The 17,579-nt window shown below is 59.5% G+C and carries 15 protein-coding genes and 1 tRNA gene; 9 read left to right on the forward strand and 7 right to left on the reverse strand.

The window, feature by feature from the left end; all coding sequences use genetic code 11:
• Positions 1 to 12: 12 nt before the first annotated feature.
• From H7847_RS13645 to H7847_RS13655, 3 genes are all read left to right on the forward strand, one after another.
• The gene (locus H7847_RS13645; RefSeq protein ID WP_227270030.1) at positions 13 to 849 is read left to right on the forward strand and encodes an ABC transporter ATP-binding protein; all 837 of its coding nucleotides are present in this window, start codon (positions 13 to 15) and stop codon (positions 847 to 849) included.
• A 112-nt stretch (positions 850 to 961) separates the two neighbouring features.
• Positions 962 to 2,191 carry a phenylacetate--CoA ligase family protein gene (locus H7847_RS13650; RefSeq protein ID WP_227270031.1) on the forward strand — a complete coding sequence of 410 codons (1,230 nt, stop codon included), beginning with the start codon at positions 962 to 964 and terminating at the stop codon, positions 2,189 to 2,191.
• 130 nt (positions 2,192 to 2,321) lie between these two features.
• On the forward strand, positions 2,322 to 4,004 hold the full coding sequence (locus tag H7847_RS13655; protein WP_227270032.1) for an ABC transporter permease: 1,683 nt from the start codon (positions 2,322 to 2,324) through the stop codon (positions 4,002 to 4,004).
• Between the two features lie 111 nt (positions 4,005 to 4,115).
• Here H7847_RS13655 and H7847_RS13660 read toward each other — a convergent pair whose 3' ends face one another.
• Both H7847_RS13660 and yghU read right to left on the reverse strand, forming a co-directional pair.
• On the reverse strand, positions 4,116 to 5,138 hold the full coding sequence (locus H7847_RS13660) for an extracellular solute-binding protein (protein ID WP_227270033.1): 1,023 nt from the start codon (positions 5,136 to 5,138) through the stop codon (positions 4,116 to 4,118).
• Between the two features lie 152 nt (positions 5,139 to 5,290).
• The gene (gene yghU / locus H7847_RS13665) at positions 5,291 to 6,166 is read right to left on the reverse strand and encodes a glutathione-dependent disulfide-bond oxidoreductase (RefSeq protein WP_227270034.1); all 876 of its coding nucleotides are present in this window, start codon (positions 6,164 to 6,166) and stop codon (positions 5,291 to 5,293) included.
• A gap of 197 nt (positions 6,167 to 6,363) precedes the next feature.
• Here yghU and H7847_RS13670 point away from each other — a divergent pair, with 197 nt between their 5' ends.
• A complete protein-coding gene (locus H7847_RS13670) occupies positions 6,364 to 7,083 on the forward strand; it encodes a hypothetical protein (RefSeq protein WP_227270035.1) in 720 nt (239 codons plus the stop codon).
• A gap of 66 nt (positions 7,084 to 7,149) precedes the next feature.
• Here the strand turns inward: H7847_RS13670 and ykgO are convergent, their stop codons facing one another.
• Together ykgO and H7847_RS13680 are read right to left on the reverse strand one after the other, a co-directional pair.
• Complete coding sequence (ykgO, locus tag H7847_RS13675; RefSeq protein ID WP_005850168.1) at positions 7,150 to 7,275, reverse strand: type B 50S ribosomal protein L36; 126 nt, start codon at positions 7,273 to 7,275, stop codon at positions 7,150 to 7,152.
• A gap of 88 nt (positions 7,276 to 7,363) precedes the next feature.
• Positions 7,364 to 7,438: transfer RNA gene (locus tag H7847_RS13680), tRNA-Val, on the reverse strand.
• A 149-nt stretch (positions 7,439 to 7,587) separates the two neighbouring features.
• Here H7847_RS13680 and H7847_RS13685 point away from each other — a divergent pair.
• Positions 7,588 to 8,448, forward strand: a complete 861-nt coding sequence (locus H7847_RS13685) for an N-formylglutamate amidohydrolase (RefSeq protein WP_227270036.1) — start codon at positions 7,588 to 7,590, stop codon at positions 8,446 to 8,448.
• Positions 8,449 to 8,453: 5 nt separating this feature from the next.
• Here H7847_RS13685 and H7847_RS13690 read toward each other — a convergent pair whose 3' ends face one another.
• Together H7847_RS13690 and pyrF are read right to left on the reverse strand one after the other, a co-directional pair.
• A complete protein-coding gene (locus H7847_RS13690; protein ID WP_227270037.1) occupies positions 8,454 to 9,707 on the reverse strand; it encodes a DNA polymerase IV in 1,254 nt (417 codons plus the stop codon).
• Between the two features lie 349 nt (positions 9,708 to 10,056).
• On the reverse strand, positions 10,057 to 10,773 hold the full coding sequence (gene pyrF, locus H7847_RS13695) for an orotidine-5'-phosphate decarboxylase (RefSeq protein WP_227270038.1): 717 nt from the start codon (positions 10,771 to 10,773) through the stop codon (positions 10,057 to 10,059).
• 556 nt (positions 10,774 to 11,329) lie between these two features.
• On the opposite strand from pyrF, the gene clpB reads away from it, so the two are divergent.
• Positions 11,330 to 13,948 (forward strand): ATP-dependent chaperone ClpB, encoded by a 2,619-nt coding sequence (gene clpB, locus H7847_RS13700; RefSeq protein WP_227270039.1) that lies wholly within the window; start codon positions 11,330 to 11,332, stop codon positions 13,946 to 13,948.
• Positions 13,949 to 14,015: 67 nt separating this feature from the next.
• Here the strand turns inward: clpB and H7847_RS13705 are convergent, their stop codons facing one another.
• Positions 14,016 to 14,504: a fasciclin domain-containing protein gene (locus H7847_RS13705; protein WP_227270040.1), complete on the reverse strand. Its 489-nt coding sequence runs from the start codon at positions 14,502 to 14,504 to the stop codon at positions 14,016 to 14,018.
• A 259-nt stretch (positions 14,505 to 14,763) separates the two neighbouring features.
• On the opposite strand from H7847_RS13705, the gene H7847_RS13710 reads away from it, so the two are divergent.
• From H7847_RS13710 to msrQ, 3 genes are all read left to right on the forward strand, one after another.
• The gene (locus H7847_RS13710) at positions 14,764 to 15,414 is read left to right on the forward strand and encodes an HAD family hydrolase (protein WP_227270041.1); all 651 of its coding nucleotides are present in this window, start codon (positions 14,764 to 14,766) and stop codon (positions 15,412 to 15,414) included.
• 127 nt (positions 15,415 to 15,541) lie between these two features.
• A complete protein-coding gene (gene msrP, locus H7847_RS13715) occupies positions 15,542 to 16,447 on the forward strand; it encodes a protein-methionine-sulfoxide reductase catalytic subunit MsrP (RefSeq protein ID WP_227270042.1) in 906 nt (301 codons plus the stop codon).
• Positions 16,448 to 16,481: 34 nt separating this feature from the next.
• Positions 16,482 to 17,087 (forward strand): protein-methionine-sulfoxide reductase heme-binding subunit MsrQ, encoded by a 606-nt coding sequence (gene msrQ / locus H7847_RS13720; protein ID WP_227270043.1) that lies wholly within the window; start codon positions 16,482 to 16,484, stop codon positions 17,085 to 17,087.
• The last annotated feature ends 492 nt before the right edge of the window (positions 17,088 to 17,579 follow it).

A 17,579-nucleotide genomic window follows, 5' to 3' on the forward strand; every position in this document is an offset into this window, starting at 1 on the left:
GGGCACTACCATATGCTGGACGCCGCGCAGACAGAGCTCGACACCGCTGAAACGGTGCTGGAGATCAACAATATCGAAGTGATCTACAACCACGTGATCCTCGTGTTGAAAGGCGTGAGCCTCAACGTGCCAAAGGGCGGGATTACTGCCCTCTTGGGCGGCAACGGGGCGGGCAAGACCACCACGCTCAAGGCGATCTCGGGGCTGCTGGCCAGCGAGCGGGGTGAGGTGACAAAGGGGTCCATCAAATATCATGGCGAGGTGATCCAGCATCAGGACCCGGCAGACATCGTAAAAAGCGGTGTGGTGCAGGTGATGGAGGGGCGGCACTGTTTCGAACATCTCACGGTCGAAGAGAATCTGCTGACCGGGGCCTATACACGTCGCGATGGCAAGGCCGCGATCCAGCAGGATCTGGAGATGGTCTATGCCTACTTTCCCCGTCTGAAGGACCGGCGTAAATCGCAGGCGGGCTATACCTCGGGCGGGGAGCAGCAAATGACAGCCATTGGTCGCGCGCTGATGTCGCGCCCCGAGACGATCCTGCTGGATGAACCCTCCATGGGGCTGGCTCCGCAGCTGGTGGAGCAGATTTTCGACATCGTGAAATCCGTAAATGAGAATGAGGGCGTGACCTTTCTGCTGGCCGAGCAGAACACCAATGTGGCCCTGCGGTTTGCCCACTATGGCTATATTCTGGAATCCGGTCGGGTTGTGATGGACGGGCCTGCCGCGGAACTGCGGGAAAATCCGGATGTGAAGGAGTTTTATCTGGGCATGTCCGAACAGGGGCGGAAGTCCTTTCGGGACGTTCGCAGCTATCGCCGGCGCAAGCGCTGGCTCAGTTAATCGTCACTATTGGGGCTTTACTCAAGATGTGGCACAATGAAGAATATTTTTTAAAGCGCCGCAGTTTGCTTCGTTCAGGCTGGTTGACGCGGCTTATTTCAAGAGGCCCATGATGGTTCAGTCGGTTCATTTCGATGAGTTGGAAACACGCGATAACGCGGCACGTGCGGAGGCATTGGCCGAAGCCCTGCCCAGGCAGATTGAGCGAGCAAAAAAACTCTCGGGCTACGGCGGCGCGCTCAATGATGTCTCGCCCCAGGATATCACGGATGCTCAGAAGCTGGCGGATTTGCCGATCCTGCGGAAATCCGATCTGGGCCGGGCACAGGCCTCCGATATGCCATTCGGTGGGTTCACCACCAAAAAGACCTCCGAATTCAGTCATATCTTTCAATCCCCCGGACCGATCTATGAGCCTTCCAGCACCGACCATGACTGGTTCCGGATGGGCCGGTTCCTCCATGCAGTGGGGATCGGCAAGGGCGATATCGTACAGAACTGCTTTGGTTATCACCTCACACCGGCGGGGGCGATCTTTGAAAGCGGTGCGCGGGCCGTGGGGGCCGCAATCCTGCCGGCAGGTACCGGCCAGACAGAGTTGCAGGTCACCGCAGCACGGGACGTCGGCACCACGGCCTATGCGGGCACCCCCGACTATCTCAAGGTTATCCTCGACAAGGCCGAGGACATGGGTATCGCCTTGGGGATCGTCAAGGCGGCCGTTGGGGGCGGTGCGCTGTTTCCCTCTCTGCGTGATGAATACGCCGAGCGTGGTGTGACCTGTCTTCAGTGCTATGCCACGGCCGATCTTGGTAACATCGCCTACGAATCTCCCGCGATGGAAGGGTTGATCATCGACGAACATGTCGTGGTCGAAATCGTGACCCCCGGCACAGGCAGGCCCGTTCCCACAGGCGAGGTCGGCGAGGTGATCGTGACAACGCTGAACCCCGACTACCCGCTCGTCCGATTTGCCACCGGAGATCTCAGCGCGGTCCTGCCGGGGCAAAGCCCCTGTGGCCGGACGAATTTGCGCATCAAGGGGTGGATGGGCCGTGCGGACCAGACGGCCAAGGTTAAGGGCATGTTTGTGCGGCCCGAACAGGTCGCCTCCTTTGTGGCGCATCATGCCGAAGTGGTGAAAGCCCGCGTCGTCATCTCCCGCAAGGGGGAACAGGATATAATGACTGTCCGGGTGGAAAGCTGTGGCGGTAATGCGGAAGATTACGCCGGAACCGTTGTTGATACGCTCAAACTCAGAGCCGCGATCGAGGTCGTCACGCCGGGCAGCCTGCCCAAAGACGGGCTCGTGATCGAGGATCAACGCGCCTACGACGGGTGACAGCAGCACTTTCATGGTCGTCACAAAAGACGTCAGCACACCAGCCGTGATTGGCTGCGACAGCGGGCCGCCGAAAGGGCCAAAAGGTCCGGGGGCTGGTAATTCTGACTAAATGAGTCAAAAAAGAGCCATGACAGATTCCGCCCTTCCCCTTGCAGACAAAAAGCGCAAAGGCTTGTCCCGAAAATCGGGCGCGACCTGGGTGGCAAGGACAGCGCTTGTTGCGGCTGCGGTCTGCGCGTTGCCGATGGTGGCGGTGGCGGTGGCGGCGCTGACAGGCGGGACGGATACCATCACCCATCTGGCCGAAACAGTCCTCGGACGCTACACGATGACAACCCTTTTGCTGGTGCTCATGGTCTCGGTCGGCACCTTTGCGGTCGGGGTCGGGGCCGCATGGCTTGTCACGATGACCCGCTTTCCGGGGGTGCGGTTTTTCGAAATTGCCCTGGTGCTCCCGCTGGCGTTCCCGGCCTATGTGCTGGCCTATGCCTATACCCACGTGCTGGACCATCCCGGGATCGTGCAAAGCGTGCTGCGTGATATCACCGGATGGGGGCCGCGGGACTACTGGTTCCCGGAAATCCGAAGCCTTGGCGGGGCCGCCACGATGCTGGTCCTGGTGCTCTACCCTTATGTGTATCTGCTGGCGCGGGCCGCTTTCCTGCAACAAAGTGCGACAACCTTTCTGGCCGCACGTGCCCTCGGGGCTAGCGCCTGGTCCGCGTTTTTCCGGATCAGCCTGCCACTTGCCCGGCCAGCCATTGCCGGGGGCGTCCTGCTCGCGGTGATGGAAACGATTGCCGATTTTGGCACCGTAGCCTATTTCAGTGTGCAGACCTTTGCGACCGGCATCTACACCAGTTGGTTTTCGCTCGCGGATCGCGCGGGTGCGGCCCAGCTTGCCCTTTGCCTGCTGAGTTTTGCCCTGCTGCTGGCCATGCTGGAGCGTGCTCAGCGCGGGCGGGCCCTATACCATGACCCGTCCCGGCGTCAGCAAGCGATGGAGCCTGCGCACCTGAGCAAGGGTCAATCCATCCTTGCGATGATCCTCTGCGGTATCCCCGTTCTGCTGGGGGCAGTGTTGCCAGCCCTTATTCTGGTGAACATGGGACTGGGGTCAGAGCAGAACCTGCTCAGCCCGCGCTATCTGGGGTTCATTCAGAATTCGCTGACGCTGGCCTCGGTTGCGGCGCTGGTCACGGTCGCGGTGGCGGTCATCATCGGGTTCTACCAGCGCTTGCTGCCCGGGCGGCGCGCCAACGGGGCGGCTTATGTGGCACGGTTGGGATATGCGGTGCCGGGCGGCGTGATCGCGGTCGGGCTCATGGTGCCCTTTGCCGCCTTCGACAATGCGCTCGACAGTTTTATGCGCAGCACATTCGATGTCTCCACCGGGCTGCTGGTCACCGGGTCGATCTGGCTGTTGGTGGCAGCCTATATGGTGCGTTTCCTGGCGGCGGCCCTGGGCACCTACGAGGGCGGGCAGGCGATGGTGCCCGCCAATATGGATGCCGCCGCCCGCTCGCTTGGCGAAACGCCGGGCGGCACGTTGCGGCGGGTGCATCTGCCGATCCTCGCCCCCAGCCTGCTGACCGCTTTGCTGATTGTCTTTGTCGATGTGATGAAGGAACTGCCCGCGACGCTGATCATGCGGCCCTTCAACTACGACACGCTGGCGGTGCAGGCCTACCGGCTGGCCAGTGACGAGCGGCTCGAAGGTGCCGCGGTCCCCAGTCTTGTGATTGTGGCGATCGGGCTTCTGCCGGTGATCCTGATCTGCCGACAGGTCGGGCGCGGGCGGCATAGGTAGCGCGCCTGTTGCCTGGACAAGGATCCCGTGCAAAAAAGCCGCGCCAGCAAGGGCTGACGCGGCGGGGAACAAGAGGTTGCATTGGGCCACCTCTTTTTGGTGTTGGGGGAGTTAATCCCAACCAACCTCGTTAAAGATGCGCTGTGCCGTGGGCACGTTCTTGGCAACTTTGGACAGGTCCACATTGTCGGTCTGGAAGAAGCCCAGGGCCGCGACCGATGGCGACAGGGCAACACCGGGCACGCCCGGATATTCGTCATTCCCGGCAGAGAAATACTCCTGCGCCTGATCTGACGCGAGGTACTCCAGGAACAGCACCGCATTGTCGCGGTTCGGGGCATTTGCCGCCACACCGCCGCCGGACAGGTTCATGTGCGCGCCCTCCGCCCCTTGTGCGGGAAAGACCCAGCCGATGTTTTCCAGCGCTTCCTTGTCGAGCCCGTCCACATCTTTGCGCAGCGCGCGGGCAAAGTAATATGTGTTCGAGATCGACACGTCGCACTCGCCCGATACAAGGCCGCGCAGCTGATCTGTGTCACCACCCTGTGGGGCCCGTGCAAAGTTGTTCACCACGCCCTGCGCCCAGTTCTTTGCGGCTTCCTCACCATGGTTCTCGATCACCGCGGCCAGCAGTGTCTGGGAATAGACATTGGACGAAGAGCGGTGGCAAAGCTGCCCTTCATAGGCCGGGTCAGCCAGAGAAACATAGTCGAGCGGCGGGTTTTCTACGTCTGTCTTGTCATAGAAAAAGATCCGCGCCCGCTGCGAAAAGCCAAACCACTGGTTGTCTGCATCCTGCAGGTAGCTGGGCAGACGGCTTTCCAGAACATCGCTGTCAACGCTCTGCAAAAGGCCCATCTCCTTTGCGCGCTCCAACCGGGAGGTGTCGACGGTCAGAAGGATGTCCGCGGGGCTGTTGGCGCCTTCTGCTTCCATACGGGTGAGCAGCTCGTCTGCGTTGCCTTCGATCCGATTGATGGTGATGCCGGTCGCTTCTGTAAACTCGGAGTACAAGCGTTCGTCTGTGTCATAGTGGCGAGAGGAATAGAGGTTCAACTCGCCATTGGCATAGGCGGGCAACGCGCAGCTTGCAGCCAGCGTTGCAGCAATAATCCGTGTAGAGGTCATTTTCATGTCCAATCGATTTAGGTGATGGGAATATTCCCGACAAAATCTATCAGAAACATAGTTGAGAGCGAATCGCAAGTAATTCCCGACAGAAAAACTCTGGAAAAAAAGCCCCGGCACGGGGATGCCGTGGGAGGCCACGTCAAAAAAGCACAGGATCAGTTGTCTGCGGTCAGTTTATCCTGTGTTTTATCTTCGAAATCGCTGGCGTCATGACGTTCGTGCAGCTGCGTTTCCGGCGCGCCAGAGGTGCGATTGACCATACGCCCCCGTTGCACAGCCGGACGCGCATCAATTTCTTTGGCCCACCGCATGACATGGGTATAGCTCGTCACATCAAGAAACTCTGCTGCATCGTACAGTCGGCCAAGGACAAGCTGGCCGTACCAGGACCAGATGGCGATATCGGCGATCGAGTAGGTCTTGCCAGCGATATAAGGCTGCGCTGCCAATTGCCTGTCGAGCACATCGAGCTGTCGTTTCGTCTCCATCGCAAAGCGGTTGATCGGATACTCGAATTTTTCGGGCGCATAGGCATAAAAATGGCCAAACCCGCCGCCCAAGTAAGGCGCTGACCCCATCTGCCAAAAGAGCCAGGACAGCATCTCGGCCCGTTCGGCGGTGTCTTCGGGGATAAACTTTCCGAATTTTTCGGCCAGATAGAAGAGGATCGCACCGGATTCAAACACCCGCTGCGGCGTGTCCCCCGACCGGTCCATGAGCGCAGGGATCTTGGAGTTTGGATTGACCTCGACAAACCCGCTGGAAAACTGATCGCCCTCGCCGATCTGAATGAGCCAGGCGTCATATTCCGCCTTCTTGATCCCGAGCGCCAGCAACTCTTCGAGCAGCACCGTTACCTTGACCCCGTTTGGCGTGGCCAGGGAATAAAGCTGTAATGGATGTTTGCCCACGGGTAGCTCTTTGTCATGGGTTGGCCCGGCAATGGGGCGGTTGATACTGGCGAATTTACCGCCGCTTTCGGCGTCCCAGGTCCAGACTTTCGGGGGCGTGTATTCAAGGTCGGTTGTCATGAGCATTTCTCACTTTTAAGGTCAGGCTCAACACCTATTCCCGTGACGCGCCAGCACAAGGGTTAAATACTCAGACGTGGCGTGACCTGTCGAGGTAACGCGGTATTGAATTTTTGCCATGTGCACGTCCTCCGTGTGAGGGATATGGTATGTTCACGATGTAAGGCTTTTGCGGTTGTGGCTGACGGGCAGGAGAGATGATGCTGGGCAGGGATCAGGTTCTGTTGTGGTGGTCCAGATGCTGTCTGGTCTGGCTTTCTCTGGCTGTCATGGCCGTGCAGGGGCTCGCCGACGCGCCACCCTCTCCGACCCAAAAGGCGGGCTTGATGTGGAACCGGACGGGGCTCCCGGCGGTCTTTCCCCTTCAGGTCAAAACATCAAGCGGACTGGACTATAGGGTGACCCTGATCGACGCGGCAACAGGGGCGGAAGCGCTGGCCGCCTATATTGAAGGTGGCGCCTTCTTCAAGGTCTTGGTGCCGCCGGGGCGTTTTGAGATCCATTTCGCGGCGGGTCGGACATGGCAGGGGGAGGGCTTGGCGTTTGGCCCCGGTGACGAAACACAGCGCTTTGTGCTGCCGGAACCTTTGACATTTGCGGTGCGCGATTTCAGTACCAAAGCGGGGCATCTGATCGATCTGACGGATGTCGACCTTGACGGGGATAAGGAGATCACCGTGGCAGAGCGTTTGATCTGCCAGCGGTTGAGGCTGGTCAATTTCCCGCGACGGCAAGCGCCGTTCGATGCCAGTGATCCCTTGCAGGAGGTGCTGCCGGATCAGCGGGATGATCTGATCTCTCCCGACCGTTACCGCGCTGTTGACGACTCCGACGACGCAAGAGGGCCGGTGGTGCCGACCAACCATGCGCCTTATTTTTCCCGACCTGAGTTTGACGTCAGAAAAAGGCTTTGCTGATCTGTTGTGCCAACAGAAAAAGCCGCCCTGCACAGGCGGCTCATTCAAAGCTCTTTACGGATGGTTTCAGCCCTGGCGGGCTTTGAACCGGCGCTGCGTTTTGTTGATAACGTAAACGCGGCCTTTTCTGCGCACAACACGGCAGTCGCGGTGCCGATTCTTGAGCGAGCGGAGCGAATTGCGAACCTTCATGGTCGTTCTCCTCTGATCTTCTTCTCAGTCGGCGCGCGGGCAAGCGCCGGGTTACGGGCAGCCCGCCAAGGCGGGCCAGTGAAACAGATGGTGGGCGATACTGGGATCGAACCAGTGACCCCTTCGATGTCAACGAAGTGCTCTACCGCTGAGCTAATCACCCACTATATTGACACAGGTTCCCGAGCCCCAAACAAAAATGGGGCGCGAAAAGACGCGCCGGTAGCGGGGTCTATAAAAGGAGTCGGGGCAGGGATCAAGGGCTTTTGGCTTTTGTATTTTCTGCGTTATGGTCGGGTCAAAGGATTATATATGTTGCATACCGCTTTTCACACCGTTTTGCCTGAACGCGATCATTCCTGCGTGGTTTTCGCGTCGCCGCACAGCGGATCGACCTATCCGCTCGAGATGATGAGCAAGACCATTCTGAGTGATGAGGTCGTGCGCTCTTCCGAGGATGCCTTTGTCGACCAGCTTTTTGAATGTTCTGCGGAGTTCGGGGCGCGGTTTATCAAGGCGGCTGTGCCACGCGCCTTTGTGGACCTCAATCGCAGCCCTGACGAGCTCGACCCGGCGCTGATCGAGGGTGTTCCACGGCAAGGACACAACCCGCGGGTCTCGTCCGGTCTGGGGGTGATCCCGCGTGTTGTGGCCAATGGGCGGGCAATTTACCGGGGCAAGATCAAGATGCTCGAAGCGCAGGAACGGCTGGACCGGTATTGGCACCCTTACCACCGCGAGCTTCAGTCGCTACTTGATGATGCCCATTGTTTTCATGGCCAGACCGTGCTGATCGATTGCCACTCCATGCCGCATGAAGCGGTTGAAAGCGTTGTGCGTGCCGGGGCGCGGCGCCCTGACATCGTGCTGGGCGACCGGTTTGGGGCAGCGGCAGCAGGCGATGTCGTGGACCGGGTCGAGGCCGCCTTTACCGCACAGGGTTTTCGGGTTGCGCGCAATGCGCCCTTTGCAGGTGCCTACATTGCACAGGCCTATGGGCGCCCGTCGCGCGGCCAGCATGCGGTTCAGGTCGAACTCGACCGGGCGCTCTACATGGACGAAAAGCGGATCCTTCCGAATGCGAATTATGAGGCGGTGCGGGATGCGGTGCGGGCCGCGATCGCGGATATCGTCACCATTGGCCAGGAACGGATGCCGCTGGCCGCAGAATAGCGGCGCTATCTCAGGGACCGTCCTTTGAGAATCGCATCTGTGCCGAAGCGTTCCTTGATCTCATCGGTGGCGCGCTCCGCTGCTGTGCGTTGCCGCGCCTGGGGGTCGAGCAGATCCGCCGAAAGATCCGCGCCGCTCTCCGCAATCAGGTCCGACAGGCCACAGCCCAGTAGGCGATAAGGTCCCTGATCGCCCACCTGGTCGAACAGACCGCGGGCCGTGCGGTAGACGGTATCGGCCATCTGCGTGCCATCGCGCAGGCTGATACGCCGTGACAGCAGGGAATGGTCCGCGCGTTTGAGTTTCAGGGTCACAACCCGCCCCGCCAGCCCCTTGGCCTTGGCCCGGTCCGAGACTTTCTCGGCCATGCGCCAAAGGTGCCCGTCCAGCAGGTCGGGGTCTGAGGTGTCCTCGTGAAATGTGGTCTCGTTCGAAATGGACTTCATCGGCGCATGGGCCGAAACACGGCGCCGGTCCTGACCCCGCGCCAGATGCCAAAGCCGGTCCCCCATAGACCCGAACCGTGCGATCAGATCGGTCTGCTCCCACCGCAGCAGATCGGCAAAGGTGCGGATACCGGCGTTCTCAAGTGACGCCTGTGCGGCGGCTCCCACCCCCCAGATCATACGGACGGGCTTGTCGCGCAGAAAGGCGTCGGTCTCGGCTTTGCCAATCACCGAGAAGCCATGCGGTTTGTCCAGATCGGAGGCGACTTTGGCCAGAAACTTGTTGTGCGACAGCCCGATGGAACCTGTCAGCCCCAATTCACTGCGCATGCGTTTGACCAGCCGCGCCAACATGACGGCCGGCGGTGCCCCATGCAGCCGCGCGGTGCCGGACAGGTCCATGAAGGCCTCGTCCAGCGAGAGCGGTTCAATGTCGGGGGTCAGGGCTTCCATCATCTTGCGAATGGCTCTTGAGGCTTCGACATAGGCCTCCATCCTCGGTTTGATGATGATGGCTTCGGGGCAGAGCTTGAGCGCCTGAAACATCGGCATGGCAGAGCGGACCCCGCGAATGCGCGCCACGTAACAGGCGGTTGACACAACACCCCGCCTGCCGCCGCCGATGATAACGGGCTTGCCTTCGAGCGTGGGATTGTCGCGTTTTTCGACCGAGGCGTAAAATGCATCGCAGTCCATATGCGCAATCGACAGTGTATTCAGTTCGGGATGCGCAATAATCAACGGGCTGCCGCATGTCGGGCAGCGTTTGGTATCAGGAAATGCGGCAAAGCAATCGCGGCAAAGGCTTGGCATAGAGGCTGTTTGGGTCGTTAGCAGAAGAAACGGGACGGGCGATCACCGAACATGAATAATGGTAAACTGCCAGGTCCGGGGTCTCTGATCAGATGTGATATCTACTTAACGGAAAAACCCCCCGCCAAGTCAAGCGGGGGGAGGTAACGAACCTCAGGAAGACACGGTTCGTCGGGGAGTATCACCTAGGGTCAACTTACCACTCATGGGGGAATTCGCCAAAGCGTCAAAACTCTATTTCAGCTACATCGTGTTGTCTGTTGTCTGTTAGCCACACTCTGTTGCGGTGGAAATACCCGATTCGCAGCGCACGCAGAAGTTGTGGATAACTCGGATTCTTAGTGCTTTTTCAGCGATTTGGGGTGTGTGCTTGCGGACTCTGAAGTTCATGTAAAATGTCCTGTGCCGCTTGTCGTGGATCGACGGCTGTCCAGACCGGGCGTCCCACGACAATATGGTCTGCACCGTCCGCAACTGCGGTTGCAGGGGTTGCGACTCGCTTTTGATCACCCAGATCAGCCCCGACCGGTCGGACGCCCGGCGTCACGATCACGCGGTCCTTGGCGGAAGGCAGAGCGCGGATGACTGCCGCTTCATGCGGCGAGGCGATGACCCCGTCCGCCCCCGCCTGAAAGGCACGGTCTGCGCGGTGCTGTACCAGATCAGCCAGGTCTCCTTGCTGGATCAGGCACTCATCCAGATCGCTGCGGTCGAGCGAGGTCAGGATCGTCACCGCAAGGATTTTCATCTCGGATCCTGCGGCCCCTTCCTTGGCGGCGCGCACCACGTGCGGATCCCCGTGCACGGTCAGAAAGTCCAGATCGAATTGCGCCAAACCACGCACAGCGGCTTCGACCGTCGCCGCGATGTCGAAAAGTTTCATGTCCAGAAAAATGCGTTTGCCATGTTCCTGTTTCAGCTCGTTGGCCAAGGCCAGACCGCCCCCTGTCAGCATGCCGAGGCCAATCTTGTAGAAATTCACCGCGTCACCGATCTGCGCGACGAGCTGCTGGCCCGCCAGCGCGTTCGGGACATCCAGCGCGACGATAAAGCGATCATCTGCCATGCGTTTATTCTCCATGCTGATGAAGATAGCTTTATGCGCTGTGTTCGGCGCTGTCCATGCGCCAGGGCTGCCCACCAACGAAAGGGCCCGGACCCCGCGCAGGGTACAGGGTCCGGGCGGAGAGGTTGCCAGACTGCCAAAGGCAGAAAAGGCGTTGCATCCTGGGGAAGGACAGACCGCACAGGATCTTTGCCTGGTCTGACGGCATTGACCGCCCTGCCGGGCGATCAATCCGGTTATTGGCCTAATAAAGCGAACCGTTTACCAGAGGATTACGGTTTATCAGCGAACTTTTTGTTCTATCCTCATGTCGGCTATTTAGGGTCGCGCCATCGGATGTCGACGGGGAAATGAGCGGTCGAATTCCCAGTAAGACCCTGATCCCGATCAGCGACACGTGTTGGATGGCTTGGGATGCGAAACCATGCGGTTGATGGATATTGCCTCTTGAAGCTGTCAGAACAGCACACCACATATCCCCCGAGGCCCAAGACGTTGTCGTGCCGCCAAGCCGGGCGCAACGTAAAATAGGGCGCTTAACCAGAAGGAGAAAACCATGGACTTATCAAAGTTCACGGAGCGGTCGCGCGGGTTTATTCAGGCAGCGCAAACGATCGCCACAAGAGACAGTCACCAGAGATTGGCCCCCGAGCATCTGCTGAAGGCTTTGATGGACGACGATCAGGGTCTGGCCAGCAACTTGATTTCTGCGGCGGGCGGACAACCTGCGCAGGTCGTGCAATCGCTTGAGCTTGCCTTGAGCAAAATGCCCAAGGTCACGGGCGAGGCGGCGCAGGTCTACATCGACACCACCACAACCAAGGTGCTGGCGGAGGCGGAAGCCTTGGCCAAGAAGGCGGGCGACAGCTTTGTCCCGGTTGAGCGGATCCTCATGGCGCTGTGCATGGTGAAGTCTGGGGCCAAGGCAGCCCTTGATGCGGGCTCCGTCACAGCACAGGGGCTCAACACGGCGATCAACGATGTGCGCAAGGGGCGCACCGCCGATACCGCCACCGCAGAGGAGGGATATGACGCGTTGAAAAAATACGCCATGGACCTGACGGAGCGGGCAGAGGCGGGCAAGATCGATCCGATCATCGGGCGGGATGAGGAAATTCGCCGGGCCATGCAGGTTCTCAGCCGCCGGACCAAGAACAACCCGGTTCTCATCGGGGAACCCGGTGTTGGTAAGACCGCGATTGCCGAGGGGCTCGCCTTGCGGATCGTCAATGGCGATGTGCCGGAGTCCCTGCGGAACAAGAAGCTGCTGGCGCTCGACATGGGCGCGCTGATCGCGGGGGCCAAGTACCGTGGTGAGTTCGAAGAACGCCTCAAGGCGGTTCTGACCGAAGTGACCGAAGCGGCGGGCGAGATCATCCTCTTTATCGACGAAATGCACACGCTGGTGGGCGCGGGTAAAGCGGATGGCGCGATGGATGCGGCAAACCTCATCAAACCGGCATTGGCGCGCGGCGAATTGCATTGCGTGGGGGCCACCACGCTCGATGAGTACCGCAAATATGTTGAGAAGGACGCGGCGCTGGCGCGGCGTTTCCAGCCCGTTATGGTGCTGGAGCCAACGGTGGAGGATACAATTTCCATCCTGCGCGGCATCAAGGAGAAATACGAGCTGCACCACGGGGTACGCATCTCAGACAGCGCCCTTGTCGCGGCATCGACCCTGAGCCATCGCTATATCACGGACCGGTTCCTGCCCGACAAGGCCATCGACCTTGTGGATGAGGCGGCGTCGCGTCTGCGGATGGAAGTGGACAGCAAGCCGGAAGAACTCGATGCGGTGGACCGCCAGATCCTCCAGATGCAGATCGAAGCCGAAGCCCTGCGGCTCGAAGATGACAGCGCCAGCAAGGATCGTCTTGAAACGCTTGAAAAGGAGCTTGCCGAACTGCAGGAACGCAGCGATGCGATGACGGCTAAGTGGCAGGCGGAGCGGGACAAGCTGGCAGGTGCCCGTGATCTGAAAGAGCAGCTCGATCAGGCGCGGGCGGAGCTGGAGATTGCCAAGCGTGAAGGCAACCTGGGCAAGGCGGGCGAGCTTTCCTACGGCGTGATCCCGCAGCTTGAAAAGCAGCTCGAGGCCGCCGAGGGCCGCGACGAAGGCGATGTCATGGTCGAGGAGGCTGTGCGCCCCGATCAGATCGCCGGCGTGGTTGAGCGGTGGACCGGTATCCCGGCGGGCAAGATGCTCGAAGGGGAGCGGGACAAGCTCTTGCGGATGGAAGATCAACTGCATGCCCGGGTGATCGGGCAGAACGCGGCTGTCAAAGCGGTGTCCAATGCGGTGCGCCGCGCGCGGGCGGGCCTGAATGATGAAAACCGCCCGCTGGGCTCCTTCCTGTTCCTCGGGCCGACCGGCGTGGGGAAAACCGAGCTGACCAAGGCGGTGGCGGAATTTCTCTTTGACGATGACAGCGCCATGGTGCGCATCGATATGTCGGAATTCATGGAGAAACACGCGGTGGCTCGGCTGATTGGGGCGCCTCCCGGCTATGTCGGCTACGACGAAGGCGGCGTGCTGACCGAAAGCGTGCGCAGGCGCCCCTATCAGGTCGTGCTCTTTGACGAGGTCGAAAAAGCGCATCCGGATGTGTTCAACGTGCTGTTGCAGGTGCTGGACGACGGGGTGCTTACGGATGGGCAGGGCCGGACCGTGGATTTCAAGCAGACGCTTATCATCCTGACCTCTAACCTTGGCGCGCAGGCGCTGAGCCAACTGCCGGACGGGTCCGATGCCTCGGACGCCAAACGCGATGTGATGGATGCGGTGCGGGCCCATTTCCGGCCCGAGTTCCTGAACCGTCTGGATGAGACCATCATTTTTGACCGGTTGGGGCGGGACGATATGGACGGTATCGTCGATATCCAGATGGCGCGGCTGCTCAAGCGGCTGGCGGGGCGTAAGATTGCTCTTGATCTGGACGAAGGTGCGCGGCAGTGGCTTGCGGACGAGGGCTATGACCCGGTCTTTGGCGCGCGCCCCCTGAAACGGGTTATCCAGCGGGCCTTGCAGGACCCTCTGGCAGAGATGTTGCTGGCCGGAGACGTGAAGGACGGTGATACGATCACCGTCAGCGCCGGCAGTGAGGGTCTCATTATCGGAGACCGGATTGCCGCCAGCAACAGACCCAAACCGGACGATGCCGTCGTTCACTGAGGTCTGAATGGAAAGAGGCCCGGCAGAAAGATCTGCCGGGCCTTTGTCATTCCGCAAGCGGTTTTGCTTAGGTTTGGGGGGGCAGGATCACCGCATCAATTACGTGGATCACACCATTGGATGTCTCGATGTCTGCCGCTGTGACGGTGGCTTCATTCACCATCACGCCATTGTCGAGATCGATTGTAATGTCGCTGCCCTGAACGGTTGCGGCTGTCATGTCGTCGGTCAGGTCGGTGGACATCACTTTGCCCGGCACCACGTGATAGGTCAGCACGGCGATTAGCTGCTCCTTGTTTTCCGGCAGGAGCAGGTCTTCAACCGTGCCCTCTGGCAGAGCCGCGAAAGCTTCATCCGTTGGCGCGAAAACAGTGAACGGACCCTCGCTTTTCAGGGTGTCGACGAGGTCCGCCGCACTTACTGCTGCAACCAGTGTCTCAAAGGTTCCCGCGTTGACGGCGGTGTCCACGATGTCTTGCTTGGCGCTTCCGGCAAACAGGGCCGTCCCTGTCAGGGCGGTGGCGGCTGTCAGGGCGAAAAGGGTCTTGCGAAGCATTGGTGATCTCCTTGTGTTTCGTTCTCTTGATGTCCTGCCGAACTTGGCATTAATCGTGAAACGTATGGTGTGGCACTTCAGATCACAGGTTTTTTCGCCGGTTGGGATTTGACCCCGACATCAGGCGCGCTAAGCCAGGCCGCTCTCTGGTTTCAAATAACAAATATGTCAGATGCCGTGAATGAACCGCAGGTCTTTCGGACCCTTCGGCCTGAGATCGCGATTGACGCCAAGAGGGTCAGGAGGCACTACAGCCAGAATGAGGATGCCTCCCGATATGGTGCTGTTTGATTGTGACGGCGTGCTGGTCGACAGCGAAACGCTGACCACGCAGGTTCTTTGCAACAATCTGAAACGCCACGGGCTGACGCTGCGCCCCAGCCAGTTTGCCAGTCTCTTTCTGGGCGGGACGATATTCGGTATCGCGGAACGTGCGCGTGCGATGGGCGCGCGGCTGCCACCGTCCTGGGCTGAGGATGTGTATCAGGAGGTGTTTGACGTTCTGGCCGATCACGTTGAACCGATCCGGGGTATCCATGCGGTGCTGGATGCGCTGGACGCGGCTGGCATCGGCTACGCTATAGGGTCCAACGGGCCGCACCGCAAGATGGAGATCACGCTCGGGCGCACAGGATTGATGCCGCGGTTCAAAGGCCGCGTCTATTCCCGGGAAGACGTGCCGCACCCGAAACCCGCACCGGATGTCTATCTCAAGGCCGCCGCTGACGCAGATGTGCCGCCGTCGCGGTGCTGCGTGATCGAAGACAGCCCGAGCGGCGCGCGGGCGGGGCAGGTCGCCGGGATGTATTGTCTTGGTTTTGCGGCGGAAACACCGGTGGCGCGCCTGCAACCGGTTTGCGACGACGTCTTTCACAAGATGGCCGAATTGCCTGAAATATTGGGGCTTTGAGGCCAGATCCCCGTATTTCAAGGTTCAACGTTATGGTGATCTGGCTGAAACGTGAGCCAATTTCGTTTGGACGAACGGCTTGGCGCCTCTAGATGCAGACTAACGCAAAAGAGCATTGGAGTGAGCAATGGCGTTCCGCTGGAAGAATACATTGAAAGAGAGCGATGTGACCGACGAGGCGCTGTTTTTGAACCGACGCCAGTTGATGGGCGGGGCGGCGGCCGGTCTGGGTCTTGCGGCAGCGGGCCGTGCTGCGTCCGCCGAAGAGGCGCTGACGCCGAACAGCTGGGAAGACATCACGCAGTACAACAACTTCTATGAGTTCGGCACCGGCAAGAGTGATCCGGCAACCTATGCCGATGAGCTGACCACGACGCCCTGGACGGTGGCCATCGACGGCATGGTCGACCGGCCGGGTGAATACGCTTTCGAAGATATCATGAAGGCAATGACTACCGAGGAACGGATTTACCGGTTCCGCTGTGTCGAGGCGTGGTCGATGGTCATCCCCTGGAATGGCTTTGAACTGGCGGACCTGCTGGATTTTGCGGGTGTTCAGGACAGTGCGAAGTATGTCCGCTTCGAAACGCTCTACCGGCCTTCGGAGTTTCGCGGTCAACGGTCCGGCTGGATCGACTGGCCCTATGTCGAAGGGCTGCGGATGGACGAGGCAATGCACCCGCTGACGCTGATGGCGACCGGCATCTACGGCAGGGACATGCCCAACCAGAACGGCGCACCCATCCGGCTGGTGGTGCCGTGGAAATATGGCTTCAAGTCGATCAAATCCATTGTCCGCATCACGCTGACCGATGAAGAGCCCGTCAATACCTGGCAGCAGTTGCAGCCCAGCGAATACGGCTTTTATGCCAATGTGAACCCGGAAGTGGATCACCCCCGCTGGTCACAAGCGACCGAGCGGGTCATTGGTGGCGGTCTCTTTTCGCCCCGTATTCCCACGCTGATGTTCAATGGCTACGAAGAGGAGGTCGCGAGCCTCTACGAGGGCATGGACCTCACCGTGCAGTTCTGAGAGCATGGTTGCTGTATAGCTGTATATTAGAGACATGGGCTTCACTGACCGCATAAATGGCTTTGCCCGCCGGGTGCCGCCCTGGGCTGTCTATATACTGTATCTGCTGCCGGTCCCTGTTTTGGTGTATATGGCGCAAACAGGCGCGCTTGGCCGGGAGCCGATCAAGGCGCTTGAGCACGAACTTGGCGAGATTGCCTTGCAGCTGCTTATCATCGGTCTGGCGATCACGCCCCTGCGCCGGTACTTCGGGATCAACCTTTTGAAGTTCCGCCGCACCTTTGGCCTGCTGGCCTTTATATATGTCGTACTGCATCTGGCGGTTTGGCTGTTTCTCGATGTGGGCATCGCCAGTCAGATCTGGGCGGATATTCTCAAGCGGCCCTATATCACCATCGGCATGGCAGCCTGCCTGCTGATGGTTCCGCTGGCGCTGACATCAAACAACTGGTCCGTGCGCAAACTGGGCCCGGCCTGGCGGAAACTGCACAAGCTCACCTATCTTGTGGTTTTGCTGGGGTCCTTGCACTTTATCATGCTGACCAAGGTCTGGGAGGTTGAACCTCTTGCCTATATGGCGGTGATTCTGGCGTTGTTGGCGCTGCGTCTCCCGAAACGGCGTGGAAATCAGGCGGCTTGAGCGCTGACTGTCTGTAAATCAGGCAGTTTGCAAAGCGCCCCACCCGGCCTGGCGGATCTTTTTACGCTTTTCCGGTGATTCATTTTTGACCATTTGGACGAATCCTTGGGATTCTCGCCGCTACCCACCAGTGAATCATCCGATTCAGCCCCCGGATCGGGTGTGATTTGCCGAATGAATCGGGGTGTCTTGGGGATAGCTCTGTGGATAACGCAATATCTAGCGTTCGCGTGCCTTCCACTTATCTTGGAGAAACGAAATTATTGTACAGAAATCCTGTGTTTGATGAAATAATCGAAAATCAAGGCGCTGTTTTTAAAGGGAAAAACAGAAAGGTGTAAAAAAAATGACGTTTCTCGAAAAAAGGGGTTGCGGGTACCGGCCACTAACCGTAGAACCCCCCTCACCGGCGGCGCAGAGATGCACTGACGGGGCGCCAAACGGGCGGGACACACCGGAAACGGGGCGGACCGAAACGAGACGCAACGATAA

This window comes from Roseobacter weihaiensis (genome assembly GCF_020622345.1).
In the GTDB taxonomy this organism is placed as follows: Bacteria; Pseudomonadota; Alphaproteobacteria; order Rhodobacterales; family Rhodobacteraceae; genus Roseobacter; species Roseobacter weihaiensis.

Excerpts from the sequence above, each read along its gene's own strand:
- H7847_RS13645 (WP_227270030.1), top strand. The coding sequence starts at position 13 with ATGCTGGACGCCGCGCAGACAGAGCTCGACACCGCTGAAACGGTGCTG.
- H7847_RS13650 (WP_227270031.1), top strand. The coding sequence starts at position 962 with ATGGTTCAGTCGGTTCATTTCGATGAGTTGGAAACACGCGATAACGCG.
- H7847_RS13655 (WP_227270032.1), top strand. The coding sequence starts at position 2,322 with ATGACAGATTCCGCCCTTCCCCTTGCAGACAAAAAGCGCAAAGGCTTG.
- H7847_RS13660 (WP_227270033.1), bottom strand. The coding sequence starts at position 5,138 with ATGAAAATGACCTCTACACGGATTATTGCTGCAACGCTGGCTGCAAGC.
- yghU (WP_227270034.1), bottom strand. The coding sequence starts at position 6,166 with ATGACAACCGACCTTGAATACACGCCCCCGAAAGTCTGGACCTGGGAC.
- H7847_RS13670 (WP_227270035.1), top strand. The coding sequence starts at position 6,364 with ATGATGCTGGGCAGGGATCAGGTTCTGTTGTGGTGGTCCAGATGCTGT.
- ykgO (WP_005850168.1), bottom strand. The coding sequence starts at position 7,275 with ATGAAGGTTCGCAATTCGCTCCGCTCGCTCAAGAATCGGCACCGCGAC.
- H7847_RS13685 (WP_227270036.1), top strand. The coding sequence starts at position 7,588 with ATGTTGCATACCGCTTTTCACACCGTTTTGCCTGAACGCGATCATTCC.
- H7847_RS13690 (WP_227270037.1), bottom strand. The coding sequence starts at position 9,707 with ATGCCAAGCCTTTGCCGCGATTGCTTTGCCGCATTTCCTGATACCAAA.
- pyrF (WP_227270038.1), bottom strand. The coding sequence starts at position 10,773 with ATGGCAGATGATCGCTTTATCGTCGCGCTGGATGTCCCGAACGCGCTG.
- clpB (WP_227270039.1), top strand. The coding sequence starts at position 11,330 with ATGGACTTATCAAAGTTCACGGAGCGGTCGCGCGGGTTTATTCAGGCA.
- H7847_RS13705 (WP_227270040.1), bottom strand. The coding sequence starts at position 14,504 with ATGCTTCGCAAGACCCTTTTCGCCCTGACAGCCGCCACCGCCCTGACA.
- H7847_RS13710 (WP_227270041.1), top strand. The coding sequence starts at position 14,764 with ATGAGGATGCCTCCCGATATGGTGCTGTTTGATTGTGACGGCGTGCTG.
- msrP (WP_227270042.1), top strand. The coding sequence starts at position 15,542 with ATGGCGTTCCGCTGGAAGAATACATTGAAAGAGAGCGATGTGACCGAC.
- msrQ (WP_227270043.1), top strand. The coding sequence starts at position 16,482 with ATGGGCTTCACTGACCGCATAAATGGCTTTGCCCGCCGGGTGCCGCCC.